This window comes from Pseudomonas sp. TE36184, assembly GCF_054060055.1.
This window is the reverse complement of record NZ_JBSSCU010000001.1, coordinates 3,640,074-3,653,682: the sequence shown is the minus strand read 5'-3', so window position 1 is coordinate 3,653,682 and position 13,609 is coordinate 3,640,074. Positions and strand designations below refer to the sequence as shown.

General features: G+C 61.4%; 14 protein-coding genes and 1 pseudogene. 11 read left to right on the top strand and 4 right to left on the bottom strand.

Features of this window, described 5'->3' with window-relative positions; all coding sequences use genetic code 11:
• Positions 1-152: 152 nt before the first annotated feature.
• On the bottom strand, positions 153-431 hold the full coding sequence (gene rpsT / locus ACVWZP_RS16415; protein WP_003215870.1) for a 30S ribosomal protein S20: 279 nt from the start codon (positions 429-431) through the stop codon (positions 153-155).
• A gap of 253 nt (positions 432-684) precedes the next feature.
• Between rpsT and murJ the strand changes: the two genes are divergently transcribed.
• From murJ to ispH, 6 genes and pseudogenes are all read left to right on the top strand, one after another.
• Positions 685-2,223, top strand: coding sequence for a murein biosynthesis integral membrane protein MurJ (gene murJ, locus ACVWZP_RS16410; RefSeq protein ID WP_457369940.1), 1,539 nt, complete (start codon positions 685-687; stop codon positions 2,221-2,223).
• A 120-nt stretch (positions 2,224-2,343) separates the two neighbouring features.
• Complete coding sequence (gene ribF, locus ACVWZP_RS16405) at positions 2,344-3,282, top strand: bifunctional riboflavin kinase/FAD synthetase (RefSeq protein WP_017845491.1); 939 nt, start codon at positions 2,344-2,346, stop codon at positions 3,280-3,282.
• A gap of 14 nt (positions 3,283-3,296) precedes the next feature.
• Positions 3,297-6,129, top strand: a pseudogene (gene ileS / locus ACVWZP_RS16400) (isoleucine--tRNA ligase).
• A complete protein-coding gene (gene lspA, locus ACVWZP_RS16395; RefSeq protein ID WP_017845489.1) occupies positions 6,122-6,631 on the top strand; it encodes a signal peptidase II in 510 nt (169 codons plus the stop codon). The pseudogene ileS and the gene lspA overlap by 8 nt, the downstream one beginning before the upstream one ends.
• 7 nt (positions 6,632-6,638) lie before the next feature.
• Positions 6,639-7,076, top strand: coding sequence for an FKBP-type peptidyl-prolyl cis-trans isomerase (fkpB, locus tag ACVWZP_RS16390; RefSeq protein WP_169850802.1), 438 nt, complete (start codon positions 6,639-6,641; stop codon positions 7,074-7,076).
• A gap of 137 nt (positions 7,077-7,213) precedes the next feature.
• A complete protein-coding gene (ispH, locus tag ACVWZP_RS16385; RefSeq protein WP_017845487.1) occupies positions 7,214-8,161 on the top strand; it encodes a 4-hydroxy-3-methylbut-2-enyl diphosphate reductase in 948 nt (315 codons plus the stop codon).
• Here ispH and ACVWZP_RS16380 read toward each other — a convergent pair.
• A complete protein-coding gene (locus ACVWZP_RS16380) occupies positions 8,115-8,696 on the bottom strand; it encodes a GspH/FimT family pseudopilin (protein ID WP_046384738.1) in 582 nt (193 codons plus the stop codon). The two genes, ispH and ACVWZP_RS16380, sit on opposite strands and share 47 nt — an antisense overlap.
• 204 nt (positions 8,697-8,900) lie before the next feature.
• Here ACVWZP_RS16380 and pilV point away from each other — a divergent pair, with 204 nt between their 5' ends.
• The 5 genes from pilV to thiO all read left to right on the top strand — a co-directional run bounded on the left by pilV (position 8,901) and on the right by thiO (position 12,213).
• Positions 8,901-9,386, top strand: coding sequence for a type IV pilus modification protein PilV (pilV, locus tag ACVWZP_RS16375; RefSeq protein ID WP_032804232.1), 486 nt, complete (start codon positions 8,901-8,903; stop codon positions 9,384-9,386).
• Positions 9,383-10,090: a PilW family protein gene (locus ACVWZP_RS16370; RefSeq protein WP_057005754.1), complete on the top strand. Its 708-nt coding sequence runs from the start codon at positions 9,383-9,385 to the stop codon at positions 10,088-10,090. Before pilV ends, ACVWZP_RS16370 begins: the two co-directional genes overlap by 4 nt.
• 46 nt (positions 10,091-10,136) lie before the next feature.
• The gene (locus ACVWZP_RS16365) at positions 10,137-10,628 is read left to right on the top strand and encodes a pilus assembly PilX family protein (protein WP_233098929.1); all 492 of its coding nucleotides are present in this window, start codon (positions 10,137-10,139) and stop codon (positions 10,626-10,628) included.
• Between the two features lie 11 nt (positions 10,629-10,639).
• Complete coding sequence (locus ACVWZP_RS16360; protein ID WP_017845482.1) at positions 10,640-11,041, top strand: type IV pilin protein; 402 nt, start codon at positions 10,640-10,642, stop codon at positions 11,039-11,041.
• Between the two features lie 62 nt (positions 11,042-11,103).
• Positions 11,104-12,213 carry a glycine oxidase ThiO gene (gene thiO / locus ACVWZP_RS16355; RefSeq protein ID WP_457369939.1) on the top strand — a complete coding sequence of 370 codons (1,110 nt, stop codon included), beginning with the start codon at positions 11,104-11,106 and terminating at the stop codon, positions 12,211-12,213.
• On the opposite strand, the gene ACVWZP_RS16350 is transcribed toward thiO, so the two are convergent.
• The gene (locus ACVWZP_RS16350) at positions 12,200-12,433 is read right to left on the bottom strand and encodes a PP0621 family protein (protein WP_026139830.1); all 234 of its coding nucleotides are present in this window, start codon (positions 12,431-12,433) and stop codon (positions 12,200-12,202) included. The two genes, thiO and ACVWZP_RS16350, sit on opposite strands and share 14 nt — an antisense overlap.
• A gap of 125 nt (positions 12,434-12,558) precedes the next feature.
• A complete protein-coding gene (locus ACVWZP_RS16345; RefSeq protein ID WP_017845480.1) occupies positions 12,559-13,584 on the bottom strand; it encodes an outer membrane protein assembly factor BamD in 1,026 nt (341 codons plus the stop codon).
• Positions 13,585-13,609 lie beyond the last annotated feature (25 nt).

The window sequence follows — 13,609 nt, the reverse complement described above, 5'->3', positions numbered from 1 at the left end:
TCAGGTGGTAGCAAAAACGCCCCGACTGGTTCGGGGCGTTTTTTTGTGCGTGCAATAAAGATGTATGGCGCCCAAACAAAAATGCCCCGGACCTTTCGGTACGGGGCATTTCTTAACTGTTACGCAGGTAAACCTGCGTGGCAGTTTATCGCTTAGGCTGCAGCAGCAAGGTTCAGAGCCTTGATGTGGCCGTTCAGGCGACCTTTATGGCGAGCAGCTTTGTTCTTGTGGATGATGCCTTTATCGGCCATACGGTCGATAACTGGCACAGCCAGAACGTAAGCAGCTTGAGCTTTTTCAGCGTCTTTTGCGTCAATGGCCTTAACTACATTCTTGATGTAGGTACGAACCATGGAACGCAGGCTGGCGTTGTGGCTGCGACGCTTCTCAGCCTGTTTTGCACGTTTTTTGGCGGAAGGTGTGTTGGCCACCGTCGAGCTCCTCGAAAGACTTTTTAGGAAATAGCAAACAAAATAGGCCGCGAATCATGCCGATGAGTTGATGGGTTGTCAAGGGCGGTTGATGCGAACTGCTGAGTGGTCGATCTGAAGAGGCGGGTGATTTATTTCCGGCGCTTGACCTGTAAACTCGCGAGCTTTGGCGCTGTGCTGTTGCAGGCGCGCAGTATCGCATAAGTAGGCGCGTAGTTCGCCTGCTCTTTATCTATAGGCGCAAACTCTTTCAATGAATCTGCTCAAATCGTTGGCTGCCGTCAGCTCAATCACGATGATTTCCCGGGTATTGGGGTTTGTGCGTGACACCTTGTTGGCACGCATTTTCGGCGCCAGCATGGCCACGGATGCGTTCTTCATTGCCTTTAAACTGCCCAACCTGTTGCGGCGGATCTTCGCCGAGGGCGCGTTTTCCCAGGCGTTCGTGCCGATTCTGGCGGAATACAAGACGCAGCAGGGCGAGGAGGCGACCCGCACATTCATTGCCTATGTCTCGGGCTTGCTGACCCTGGTGCTGATGCTGGTGACTGTGATCGGCATGCTCGCCGCGCCGTGGGTGATCTGGGCCACGGCGCCCGGTTTTGCCAATACGCCGGAAAAATTCGCGCTGACCACTGATCTGCTGCGGGTGACTTTCCCCTACATATTGCTGATTTCCCTGTCATCCCTGGCTGGCGCCATCCTCAATACCTGGAACCGTTTCTCGGTGCCGGCGTTCGTGCCGACCCTGCTTAACGTCAGCATGATTATTTTCGCGCTGTTCCTCACGCCTTACTTCGATCCACCGGTCATGGCCCTGGGCTGGGCCGTCCTGGCCGGCGGCCTGGCGCAATTGCTCTACCAACTGCCGCACCTGAAAAAGATCGGCATGCTCGTGTTGCCGCGCCTGAACCTCAAGGACACCGGCGTCTGGCGCGTGATGCGCAATATGCTGCCAGCGATCCTCGGGGTGTCGGTCAGCCAGATTTCGCTGATCATCAACACCGCGTTCGCCTCATTGCTGGTGTCCGGTTCGGTGTCGTGGATGTACTACGCCGATCGCTTGATGGAGCTGCCGTCCGGCGTCCTCGGCGTGGCCCTGGGCACGATTCTGCTGCCGACGCTGGCGCGTACTTACGCGAGCAAGGACCGCCATGAATACTCGCGCATTCTCGATTGGGGCCTGCGCCTGTGCTTCGTGCTGGTGTTGCCGTGCTCGCTGGCCCTGGGAATCCTCGCCGAGCCACTGACGGTGTCGTTGTTCCAGTACGGGCAATTCGGCGCGCACGATGCCTTGATGACTCAGCACGCGCTGATCGCTTACTCGGTCGGTCTGCTTGGGATTATCGTGATCAAAGTGCTGGCGCCGGGGTTCTACGCCCAGCAAAACATCCGCACGCCGGTGAAGATCGCGATCTTCACGCTGATCGTCACGCAACTGCTCAACCTGGTGTTCATCGGTCCGCTGGCGCATGCCGGCCTGGCCCTGGCCATCAGCGCCGGTGCCTGTATCAATGCCGGCCTGCTGTTTTACCAACTGCGCAAACAGCAGACGTTCCAGCCGCAGCCTGGCTGGGGCATGTTTGCCCTCAAGCTGCTGGTGGCGGTGGCGATGATGTCGGCGGTATTGCTGGGCCTGATGCACTTCATGCCGGCCTGGGATCAAGGCCATATGCTCGAGCGTTTCTTGCGCCTGGGCGTGCTGGTGGTGGCGGGCGTGGTGGTGTACTTCGGGATGTTGCTGCTGCAAGGTTTCCGCCTGCGGGATTTCAATCGCAAGGCGCTGGGTTAGCGAGTTTGCCGCGATAAAACCGGTGTTTTATCGATTCCATCCATTTTGCCCTGCGCTGTTGCCTGTGATCCGGGGCCGGGTGTGGTTATAATCGACCACTTTATGAGCAAGAAGCGCGTTATGCAGCTGGTTCGAGGTCTCCACAACCTGCGCCCCCAGCATCGGGGCTGCGTCGCCACTATTGGCAACTTTGACGGTGTACACCGTGGCCACCAGGCTATCCTGGCCCGGCTGCGCGAGCGCGCGGTCGAGTTGGGCGTGCCCAGCTGCGTGGTGATTTTTGAGCCACAGCCGCGGGAATTCTTTACCCCGGAAACGGCGCCAGCGCGCCTGGCCCGCTTGCGCGACAAGCTGCAACTGTTGGCCGAGGAGGGCGTGGACCGTGTGCTGTGCCTGGCCTTCAACCAGCGTTTGCGCAGCCTCAGCGCCGCCGAGTTCGTCGACCGTATCCTGGTGGATGGCTTGGGCGTACAGCACTTGGAGGTCGGCGACGACTTCCGTTTCGGCTGTGATCGGGTCGGCGATTTCGATTTTCTGCAGCACGCCGGCGTAACCCAGGGTTTTACCGTCGAAGCCGCGCAAACCGTCGAACTGGACGGCCTGCGCGTGAGCAGTACCCAGGTGCGTAATGCCCTGGCCGCTGCCGACTTCGCCTTGGCCGAGCGTTTGCTCGGTCGCCCGTTCCGCATTGCCGGGCGGGTATTGCACGGCCAGAAGCTGGCGCGCCAACTGGGCACGCCAACCGCCAACGTGCAGCTCAAGCGCCGTCGTGTGCCGCTGACCGGGGTTTACCTGGTGAGCGTCGACATCGACGGCCAATCGTGGCCGGGAGTCGCCAATATAGGCGTCAGGCCCACGGTTGCAGGTGATGGCAAGGCCCACCTGGAGGTTCACCTTTTGGATTTTGCCGGTGATCTGTATGACCGGCGTTTGACGGTGGTTTTCCACCAAAAGCTGCGTGAAGAGCAGCGTTTCGCCTCCCTCGAGGCGTTGAAAACGGCGATCAATGCGGATGTCGCCGCCGCCCGTGCCCTAGCCGCACCTAGCGCCCATCGCTAACCGAAGAGCCTTAAATGACCGACTATAAAGCCACGCTAAACCTTCCGGACACCGCCTTCCCAATGAAGGCCGGCCTGCCACAGCGCGAACCGCAGATCCTGCAGCGCTGGGACAGTATTGGCCTGTACGGAAAGTTGCGCGAAATTGGCAAGGATCGTCCGAAATTCGTCCTGCACGACGGCCCTCCTTATGCCAACGGCACGATTCACATCGGTCATGCGCTGAACAAGATTCTCAAGGACATGATCGTCCGCTCGAAGACCCTTTCGGGCTTCGACGCGCCGTATGTCCCGGGTTGGGATTGCCACGGCCTGCCGATCGAACACAAAGTCGAAGTGACCCACGGCAAGAACCTGGGCGCCGATAAAACCCGCGAACTGTGCCGTGCCTACGCCACCGAGCAGATCGAAGGGCAGAAGTCCGAGTTCATCCGCCTGGGTGTCCTGGGTGACTGGGCCAATCCCTACAAGACCATGGACTTCAAGAACGAGGCCCGGTGAAATCCGCGCCTTGGCCGAAATCGTCAAGGGCGGTTTCGTGTTCAAGGGCCTCAAGCCCGTGAACTGGTGCTTCGACTGCGGTTCGGCCCTGGCTGAAGCGGAAGTCGAGTACGAAGACAAGAAGTCCTCGACCATCGACGTGGCCTTCCCGATCGCCGACGACGCCAAGCTGGCCGCGGCCTTTGGCCTGGCAAGCCTGGCCAAGCCAGCCGCCATCGTGATCTGGACCACCACCCCGTGGACCATCCCCGCCAACCAGGCGCTGAACGTCCACCCGGAATTCACCTACGCCCTGGTGGATGTCGGTGATCGCCTGCTGGTGCTGGCCGAAGAGATGGTCGAAGCCTGCCTGGCGCGTTACGCGCTGGAAGGTTCGGTGATCGCCACCACCACCGGTTCCGCGCTGGAACTGATCAACTTCCGTCACCCGTTCTACGACCGCCTGTCGCCGGTGTACCTGGCTGACTACGTTGAACTGGGCGCCGGCACCGGCATCGTTCACTCCGCGCCTGCTTACGGCGTAGACGACTTCGTGACCTGCAAGGCCTACGGCATGGTCAACGACGACATCTTGAACCCGGTGCAGAGCAACGGTGTTTATGCGCCGTCCCTGGAATTCTTCGGTGGCCAGTTCATCTTCAAGGCCAACCAGCCGATCATCGACAAGCTGTCGGAAGTCGGCGCGCTGCTGCACACCGAGACCATCAAGCACAGCTACATGCACTGCTGGCGCCACAAGACCCCGCTGATCTACCGCGCCACTGCGCAGTGGTTCATCGGCATGGATAAAGAACCGGCCAGCGGCGACACCCTGCGCAACCGTGCGATCAAAGCCATCGAAGACACCAAGTTCGTCCCGGCCTGGGGCCAGGCGCGCCTGCACTCGATGATCGCCAACCGTCCGGACTGGTGCATCTCCCGCCAGCGCAACTGGGGCGTGCCGATCCCGTTCTTCCTCAACAAGGAAAGCGGCGAGCTGCACCCGCGTACCGTCGAGCTGATGGAAGTCGTGGCCCAGCGCGTTGAGCAGGAAGGCATCGAAGCCTGGTTCAAGCTGGACGCCGCCGAGCTGTTGGGCGACGAAGCGCCGCTGTACGACAAGATCAGCGACACCCTCGACGTGTGGTTCGACTCCGGCACCACCCATTGGCACGTGCTGCGCGGTTCGCACCCGATGGGTCATGCAGCCGGCCCGCGTGCCGACCTGTACCTGGAAGGTTCGGACCAGCACCGCGGCTGGTTCCACTCGTCGCTGCTGACCGGTTGCGCCATCGACGACCACGCACCGTACCGCGAACTGCTGACCCACGGTTTCACCGTCGACGAAAACGGCCGCAAGATGTCCAAGTCCCTGGGCAACGTGATCGCGCCGCAAAAGGTCAACGACACCCTGGGCGCCGATATCATGCGTCTGTGGGTGGCCTCGACCGATTATTCGGGCGAGATGGCCGTGTCGGAGCAGATCCTGCAGCGTAGCGCCGATGCCTACCGCCGTATCCGCAATACCGCACGCTTCATGCTGTCGAACCTGACCGGTTTCAACCCGGCCACCGACATCCTGCCGGCCGAGGACATGCTCGCCCTGGACCGTTGGGCCGTGGACCGTACCCTGTTGCTGCAGCGCGAGTTGCAAGAGCACTACGGCGAATACCGCTTCTGGAACGTCTACTCGAAGATCCACAACTTCTGCGTGCAGGAGCTGGGCGGTTTCTACCTCGACATCATCAAGGATCGCCAGTACACCACCGGCGTCAACAGCAAGGCGCGCCGCTCGGCGCAGACCGCGCTGTACCACATCTCCGAAGCGCTGGTGCGTTGGATCGCACCGATCCTGGCCTTCACCGCCGACGAACTGTGGGAATACCTGCCGGGCGAGCGCAACGAATCGGTGATGCTCAACACTTGGTACGAAGGCCTGACCGAACTGCCGGCCGACTTCGAACTGGGCCGCGAGTACTGGGACGGCGTGATGGCGGTGAAAGTGGCCGTGAACAAGGAGCTGGAAGTGCAGCGCGCGGCCAAGGCCGTCGGTGGCAACCTGCAAGCCGAAGTCACCCTGTTTGCCGAGGAAGGCCTGAGCGCCGACCTGGCCAAGCTGAGCAACGAACTGCGCTTCGTGCTGATCACCTCCACCGCGAGCCTGGCGCCATTCGCCCAGGCCCCGGCGGACGCCGTGGCCACCGAAGTGCCTGGCCTGAAGCTCAAAGTCGTCAAGTCGGCCTTCCCCAAGTGCGCCCGTTGCTGGCACTGCCGTGAAGATGTCGGCGTGAACCCTGAGCATCCGGAAATCTGCGGTCGTTGCGTCGACAACATCAGCGGTGCCGGCGAGGTTCGTCACTATGCCTAATGCCAGTCGTTTCGGACGTCTTGGCTGGCTCGTATTGAGCGTGCTGGTCCTGGTCATCGACCAGGTCAGCAAGGCTCACTTCGAGGGCTCCCTGGAGATGTTCCAGCAGATCGTGGTGATCCCGGATTACTTCAGCTGGACGCTGGCCTATAACACTGGCGCGGCGTTCAGCTTCCTGGCCGATGGCGGCGGCTGGCAGCGCTGGTTGTTCGCCCTGATCGCCGTGGTGGTCAGTGCGGTGCTGGTGGTCTGGCTCAAGCGCCTGGGGCGCGATGACACCTGGCTGGCCATCGCCCTGGCACTGGTGCTGGGTGGCGCGCTGGGCAACCTGTACGACCGCATCGCCCTGGGCCATGTGATCGACTTCATTCTGGTGCATTGGCAGAACCGCTGGTACTTCCCCGCGTTCAATTTTGCCGACAGCGCCATCACCGTCGGTGCAATCATGCTGGCACTCGATATGTTCAAAAGTAAGAAAACCGGAGAGACCGTTCATGACTGATCAGGTATTGGCTGAACAACGCATCGGCCAGAACACGGAAGTCACCTTGCATTTCGCATTGCGCCTGGAGAATGGCGACACGGTCGACAGCACGTTCGACAAATCCCCGGCGACCTTCAAGGTGGGCGATGGCAACCTGCTGCCGGGTTTTGAAGCGGCCTTGTTCGGCTTCAAGGCCGGCGACAAGCGCACGCTGCAGATCCTGCCGGAAAACGCCTTTGGCCAGCCCAACCCGCAAAACGTACAGATCATTCCGCGTTCGCAGTTCCAGGACATGGAACTGTCGGAAGGCCTGCTGGTGATCTTCAACGATGCGGCGAACACCGAGCTGCCGGGTGTGGTCAAAGCCTTCGATGACGCGCAAGTGACCATCGACTTCAACCATCCGTTGGCCGGTAAAACCTTGACGTTTGACGTAGAAATTTTCGACGTTAAAGCGCTCTAACTGACAGAACCGGCTCCTGCGGGCGCTGGCTTGTGTGGGAGCTGGCTTGCCTGCGATGGCATCACCTCGGTGTACCTGATACACCGAGTCGACCGCATCGCACGCAAGCCAGCTCCCACAAAGACACGAGGCACAGCATGCAAATCAAACTCGCCAACCCCCGTGGCTTCTGCGCCGGCGTGGACCGCGCGATCGAAATCGTCAACCGTGCCCTGGAAGTCTTCGGGCCGCCGATTTATGTGCGCCATGAAGTCGTCCACAACAAATTTGTGGTCGAAGACTTGCGCGCTCGCGGCGCCATCTTTGTCGAAGAGCTCGACCAGGTGCCGGACGACGTTATCGTTATCTTCAGCGCCCATGGCGTATCCCAGGCGGTGCGGACCGAAGCAGCAGGCCGCGGCCTGAAAGTGTTCGATGCCACCTGCCCATTGGTTACCAAGGTGCATATCGAAGTCGCGCGCTACAGCCGCGATGGCCGTGAATGCATCCTGATCGGCCACGCCGGCCACCCGGAAGTCGAAGGCACCATGGGCCAGTACGATGGCAGCAACGGTGGCGCGATCTACCTGGTGGAAGACGAAAAAGACGTCGCCAACCTGCAGGTACGCAACCCTGAGCGTTTGGCCTTCGTCACCCAGACCACGTTGTCGATGGACGACACCAGCCGAGTGATCGATGCCTTGCGCACACGCTTCCCGGCAATTGGCGGCCCACGCAAGGACGACATCTGCTACGCCACGCAAAACCGCCAGGACGCAGTCAAGCAACTGGCCGATGAATGTGATGTGGTGCTGGTTGTCGGCAGCCCTAACAGCTCCAACTCCAACCGCCTGCGTGAACTGGCTGAACGCATGGCCACGCCGGCGTACCTGATCGACGGCGCCGAGGACATGCAGCGCAGCTGGTTCGACGGCGTCGAGCGCATCGGCATCACTGCGGGCGCCTCGGCACCGGAAGTGCTGGTGCGCGGTGTGATCCAGCAGTTGCAGGCCTGGGGCGCCACCGGTGCCGATGAGTTGGCCGGTCGTGAGGAGAACATCACTTTCTCCATGCCCAAGGAGCTGCGGGTGCGTTCGCTGCTCTGAGTCCCAGGGTGTTGAGCGAGCCCCGGCATAATGCCTGCTCGGTTTTATCCCGGCGCAGGCTGATGCGTCCGCTGGGAGCCAGCACCACTTGAAACAGGCTTTGTGCCTGATCCGTGGCGCATACATGCACGGTGCCGGCACGAAAGCCCCCGCCGGCAAAGACCGGCTCGCCCAGCCCGCTGAAGCGTACCTGGCTCCTGACCGGGCCATTGCCCACGATCGGTACGCGCCCATTGTCCTGGTGCTCCAGCAGTACGGGATTATCGTCGTCCAGATGGCCGCGCCCGTTCAGGTCCACGATCACCCGCCAGCCCCGGCTCCAATCGTCGTCCAAGGCATGAATGACTACCGCCCGGTTGCGTGCGATGGCTTCGCTGCGCGCATAGCGCAGGCCGCCAACCAAAGACTGGGCCGCACTGTGTCGCTGCTGGGACTCCAGCAACCCCTTGAAACTGGGGACCGCCAGCTGCGCGAGGATGCCGCTCAGGATCAGCCCGAGCAGTAGTTCGATCAGGGTGAAGCCTCGTTGTGTCATGTGCGGTCCCTCCGTGGACGCGATGAATATTCAGGTGGCATGCCTAGGTATAGCGCTCCGGTCGTGGCGTTGAATGCTGGCCTTTATGTCCAAAGTATTTCCCTTTGTTCCGGGAGCGGCACAGGCCGAAAACCGCCGCTAGTCTTGGGCCGCACAGCAGGTTTTTCCTGCTTTTTCCGGCCTTTGACAGGGATGACGACGGTAATGCTTGCTTGCTCGACTGCTTTGTTTCGACCGGTGACTTCCCGCCACCAAACCGGCATGACCCTGATCGAGGTGGTGGTGGCGGTGCTGATTCTGGTGATCGGCCTGCTGGGCGCTGCGGTGGTCCAGCTCAATGCGCTCAAGTACACCGACAGTACGCGGATGACCAGCCAGGCCAGCTTCATCGCCTACGACATGCTGGACCGCATTCGCGCCAATGCTGGCGCCGACTATTCGTGGGTGCGAACCGAGCGCGCGCCACTGTTCACGTCGACGGGCAGCGTGCGCGACCTCGACCTGCACGATTTCGAGGCCAATATCATCGGTTTCGCCGGCGACAGCGGCAGTGGCTCGGTGCTCGTTCGTGCCGATGAGGTGACCGTGAGCATCAGTTGGGATGATGCCAGGGGGGCAAAAAAAGCCGGGGCGAGGGAAACGCTCACACTCACCAGCCGCATCGCCGATGAATCGCAGGTGTCGCAATGAATCGGCGGGTGCGGGGTTTCAGTGTGTTGGAGCTGCTGCTGGCGTTGACGCTCGGGTTGGTGCTGAGCCTTGGGTTCAGCCAAATCGCCATCAGCGCTCGAACCACCGATGCCAGCCAGCAGGCCGCCATGCTGCTGCAGGATGATGCGCGGTTTGCGCTCGGCAAGCTGGTTCAGGACATTCGCCTAGCGGGCATGTTCGGTTGCCTGGCTACGGCATCGATCGAAGGTGCGCCGTTGGCTTTCGATCGACCAATCAGCTGGAGTGCCACGGGTGACGCAAGGTCGCTGACGCTGGTCAGCGCTGAGGTCGGCGAGGACGGCGGCGCGCCGGATTGGACCGTATTGTCCGACTGCTCCGGCTCTGCCCACGCTTATGCCGGTACGCCACCACCCGCCGTGCCGGGGCAGATACGCTTTGCGATACGCCAGCTCACCTACACCTTCGAGGCTGGCCAGCTGAAAGTCAGTACCCCGTCAGCCCCGGCCAAGGCGGTGCTGGTGGACAACGTGCAGGCGTTCGAGATCAGTTTCGGCGTGGCAGCCAAGCCTGACTCGACGCCGGTGGTGGGGTATGACCCCGGCCCGGCCGACAATTCGCTGATACGCAGTGTACGCATCCGTTTGACGCTGCAAGACCCGGACGGGTTGGTGAAGGCGCAAACCTGGAGCGTGGTTGCAGCGCTGCGCAACCGGCTGGGGTAGGGCGACCATGGCAGGGTTTCGTGTTGTTGAACGACGGCAGGTGGGCATGGTGCTGCTGATCAGCCTGGTATTCCTGTTGTTGTTATCGCTGATCGCATTGTCTTCGATGCAGGGTGCGGTGTCCCAGCAGAAGGTCGTTGGCAGTGTCTGGCATCGCAACCAGTCGCTGCAAAGTGCCGAAAGTGGCCTGAGGCTGGGGGAGGCGGCCGTGCGGCGGGCAGGCGCCGCGTGGCCTGTGTGCGCGTCGATCATCACCTGTGCGCCGCCGCGCGAGTCGTCTTCGGTGATAGCTCCCGGAACCGATCCCGTTTCGAGGGTGAACTGGGCCGCCATGGACGGCGGTCTTTACGCGGTTCAAGCGCTCGGGCCTGTCGTGGGGCTGGCTCATTTGCCTGCGCAGATGCCGGCAATGCTCTATCGGGTTACGGCGGTGGGGCTCCGTGGCCAATCGCGCACGGTGCTGGAGGCCATGTATGCGCGGGTGGACGAGGGAGGGCGCTCGCGGTTTCAGCGAGTGATGTGGCGACAACTTTACTGAGGAGCGGCGCAATGGGCATGGATAGCCAGGGTTTTACATTGATTGAGTTACTGACTGCCGTGGCGATCGTCGCGGTGCTGGCCGGTGTCGTTTATCCGGCGTATGTCGGCCATGTGAACAAGGCCTATCGCGCGGAAATTGTCGTGCTGTTGACCGAGCAAGCTCAGTCTCTGGAGCGCTATTACACGAGCAATGGCAGTTTTATTGATGCAAGCGGCGTCAGCGTCGGCAATGATCGCTATAGAATCACGGCTGCGCTGAACCCTCAGGATTTCAGCCTGCTGGCCACACCAGGCGTCGACTCTGTCATGGCAGGCGACGCTTGCGGGGCATTCAGCCTGACCAGTAGCGGTGCGCGGACCAACCCCGGAGCGGCCCCAGGCATGTCACGCAAGACATGCTGGGGGCAGTGATGGGTGTACTCCATGAGTGGGCGCCGAGTGCGCTTTTCCCTTTTTATCGGCTGGATCAAATGATGGCTAAGCAACAGCGAGTGGTGGTGGTCGGTGGCGGAGTAATCGGCTTGTTGACGGCGTTCAACCTGGCGACCCAGGGCCTGGCAATCGTACTGCTGGAGCGCTCGGGGCTCGGGCAGGAGTCCTCGTGGGCAGGCGGCGGCATTGTCTCGCCACTGTACCCGTGGCGCTACAGCCCGGCAGTCACGGCTTTGGCTCATTGGTCCCAGGACTTTTATCCACAGCTGGCCGAGCGCTTGTTTGCCGATACCGGCGTTGATCCGGAGGTCCACACCACCGGGCTCTACTGGCTGGACCTGGAGGATGAAGCCGACGCATTGGCCTGGGCCGCGCGCGAAGGACGACCATTGAGCAAGGTGGATGTGTCGGTCGCCCATGATGCGGTTCCGGTGCTGGGCGGTGGTTACTCCCAGGCGATCTACATGGCGAATGTGGCGAATGTGCGCAACCCGCGCCTGATCAAATCCCTCAAGGCGGCGCTGCTGGCGCTGCCAGGCGTGACGATTCATGAACAGTGCGAAGTTGACGGGTTTGTGTTGGACGGCGACAACATCGTCGGCGTGAATACGCCTGCCGGGCCGGTGCTCGGTGATCAGGTCGTGCTTGCGGCGGGGGCCTGGAGTGGGCAGTTGCTGGACAAGCTGGGCCTGTCGCTGCCGGTTGAGCCGGTCAAAGGCCAGATGATTTTGTACAAATGCGCCTCGGACTTTCTGTCGAGCATGGTCCTGGCCAACGGACGTTATGCGATCCCGCGGCGTGACGGGCACATTCTGATTGGCAGTACCCTGGAACATGAAGGGTTCGACAAGACGCCGACCGGATCGGCGCTGGAGAGCCTGAAGGCTTCGGCCGTGGAGTTGATTCCCGCCCTGGCGGATGCCGAGGTGGTGGGCCATTGGGCGGGCCTGCGGCCAGGCTCGCCGGAAGGTATTCCCTACATCGGTCCGGTCCCCGGTTTCAACGGGCTGTGGCTCAATTGCGGGCATTACCGCAACGGCCTCGTGCTGGCGCCGGCGTCGTGCCAGTTATTCGCCGATTTGTTGCTGGGGCACACGCCGATCATCGACCCTGCGCCCTACACGCCCGCAGGTCGGATCAACGTTGGATAGCTTTCGGCCCTTGCTCCAGATGCGCCTGGGTGCAATACCATTCTTGCCGTGAGCTCAGTGCTCGGTCCTGCGGCAGATGCACGCCGCAGTGAGCGCAGCGCACCATTGGCGTTGCGTCGGGTTCGCCGGAACGTTGTTGTTTGACGGCCGGGTTTTTGAATTTGCGCCAGAACCATACCGCGGCAGCAATGACGGCAATCCAGAACAGTAGACGAACCATGATGGGCAGTTTCTCGACAAGGAATGCGCCAGTTTAGCCAAGGACATGGCAGGCGCACAGCGCAATAATGCTTGCGCATAAAAAAGGGAGCCCCGAGGGCTCCCTTTTTACGTTGCGTCGGATGATCAGTCGAACACACCGAAGGTCATGTAGCTGAACCACGAGCGGTCCTGGTTGTTGCCCAGGGCTTGCGGCGCTTGTTCTTCGATCACATCGCCATTTTCATCATGGGGCTTGAGGTCCGCAGGGATGGCTTCCTTGGCGTCCTGGAACTGTTTCATCACGTCCTGGTTGGCGCGGGTTTCACCCGGCGGCAGCGGTGGACGCGACTCGATCAGACCCAGGGTGTACTTGCTCAGCCACGAACGGTTGTCCGCTTCGGCAACCTGAGGCACGAACTGGCCGTCTTTCAGGCTTGGGTGATCCGGGTAGTTGAGCTTCAGGGTTTCCAGGCTGGTGGCCGCCAGGGCGTCCAGGTGCAGGCGCTGGTAGGCCTCGGTCATCACCGCCAGGCCGTCACCCACGGAAGGGGTTTCCTGGAAGTTTTCCACGACATAGCGACCACGGTTGGCGGCTGCCACGTAAGCCTGACGGGTCAGGTAGTAGTGGGCCACGTGGATTTCGTAGGAGGCCAGCAGGTTGCGCAGGTAGATCATGCGCTGCTTGGCGTCCGGCGCGTAGCGGCTGTTGGGATAGCGGCTGGTCAGCTGGGCGAACTCGTTGTAGGAGTCGCGGGCAGCGCCCGGGTCACGCTTGGTCATGTCCAGCGGCAGGAAGCGCGCCAGCAGGCCAACGTCCTGGTCGAACGAGGTCAGGCCCTTGAGGTAGTAGGCATAGTCGACGTTCGGGTGCTGCGGGTGCAGGCGGATAAAACGCTCGGCGGCGGACTTGGCGGCTTCCGGCTCGGCGTTCTTGTAGTTGGCGTAGATCAGCTCGAGCTGGGCCTGGTCGGCGTAGCGCCCGAACGGATAGCGCGACTCCAGGGCCTTCAGCTTGGCTGTGGCACTGGTGTAGCTATTATTGTCCAAGTCTTTTTGAGCTTGTTGATACAGCTCGACTTCGCTCAGGTTTTCGTCGACGACTTCCTTTGTTGACGAGCAAGCAGCAGTCATGGCGAGGATGGCGATCAGCAGCAGGTGTTTCACTTGCATGGCGGCTTGCGTCCCTATGACGGCC

Excerpts from the sequence above, each read along its gene's own strand:
- ACVWZP_RS16370 (WP_057005754.1), top strand. The coding sequence starts at position 9,383 with ATGAATCGGCGGGTGCGGGGTTTCAGTGTGTTGGAGCTGCTGCTGGCG.
- ACVWZP_RS16380 (WP_046384738.1), bottom strand. The coding sequence starts at position 8,696 with ATGACACAACGAGGCTTCACCCTGATCGAACTACTGCTCGGGCTGATC.
- pilV (WP_032804232.1), top strand. The coding sequence starts at position 8,901 with ATGCTTGCTTGCTCGACTGCTTTGTTTCGACCGGTGACTTCCCGCCAC.
- ribF (WP_017845491.1), top strand. The coding sequence starts at position 2,344 with ATGCAGCTGGTTCGAGGTCTCCACAACCTGCGCCCCCAGCATCGGGGC.
- thiO (WP_457369939.1), top strand. The coding sequence starts at position 11,104 with ATGGCTAAGCAACAGCGAGTGGTGGTGGTCGGTGGCGGAGTAATCGGC.
- lspA (WP_017845489.1), top strand. The coding sequence starts at position 6,122 with ATGCCTAATGCCAGTCGTTTCGGACGTCTTGGCTGGCTCGTATTGAGC.
- murJ (WP_457369940.1), top strand. The coding sequence starts at position 685 with ATGAATCTGCTCAAATCGTTGGCTGCCGTCAGCTCAATCACGATGATT.
- ACVWZP_RS16360 (WP_017845482.1), top strand. The coding sequence starts at position 10,640 with ATGGGCATGGATAGCCAGGGTTTTACATTGATTGAGTTACTGACTGCC.
- ACVWZP_RS16350 (WP_026139830.1), bottom strand. The coding sequence starts at position 12,433 with ATGGTTCGTCTACTGTTCTGGATTGCCGTCATTGCTGCCGCGGTATGG.
- ispH (WP_017845487.1), top strand. The coding sequence starts at position 7,214 with ATGCAAATCAAACTCGCCAACCCCCGTGGCTTCTGCGCCGGCGTGGAC.
- ACVWZP_RS16345 (WP_017845480.1), bottom strand. The coding sequence starts at position 13,584 with ATGCAAGTGAAACACCTGCTGCTGATCGCCATCCTCGCCATGACTGCT.
- ACVWZP_RS16365 (WP_233098929.1), top strand. The coding sequence starts at position 10,137 with ATGGTGCTGCTGATCAGCCTGGTATTCCTGTTGTTGTTATCGCTGATC.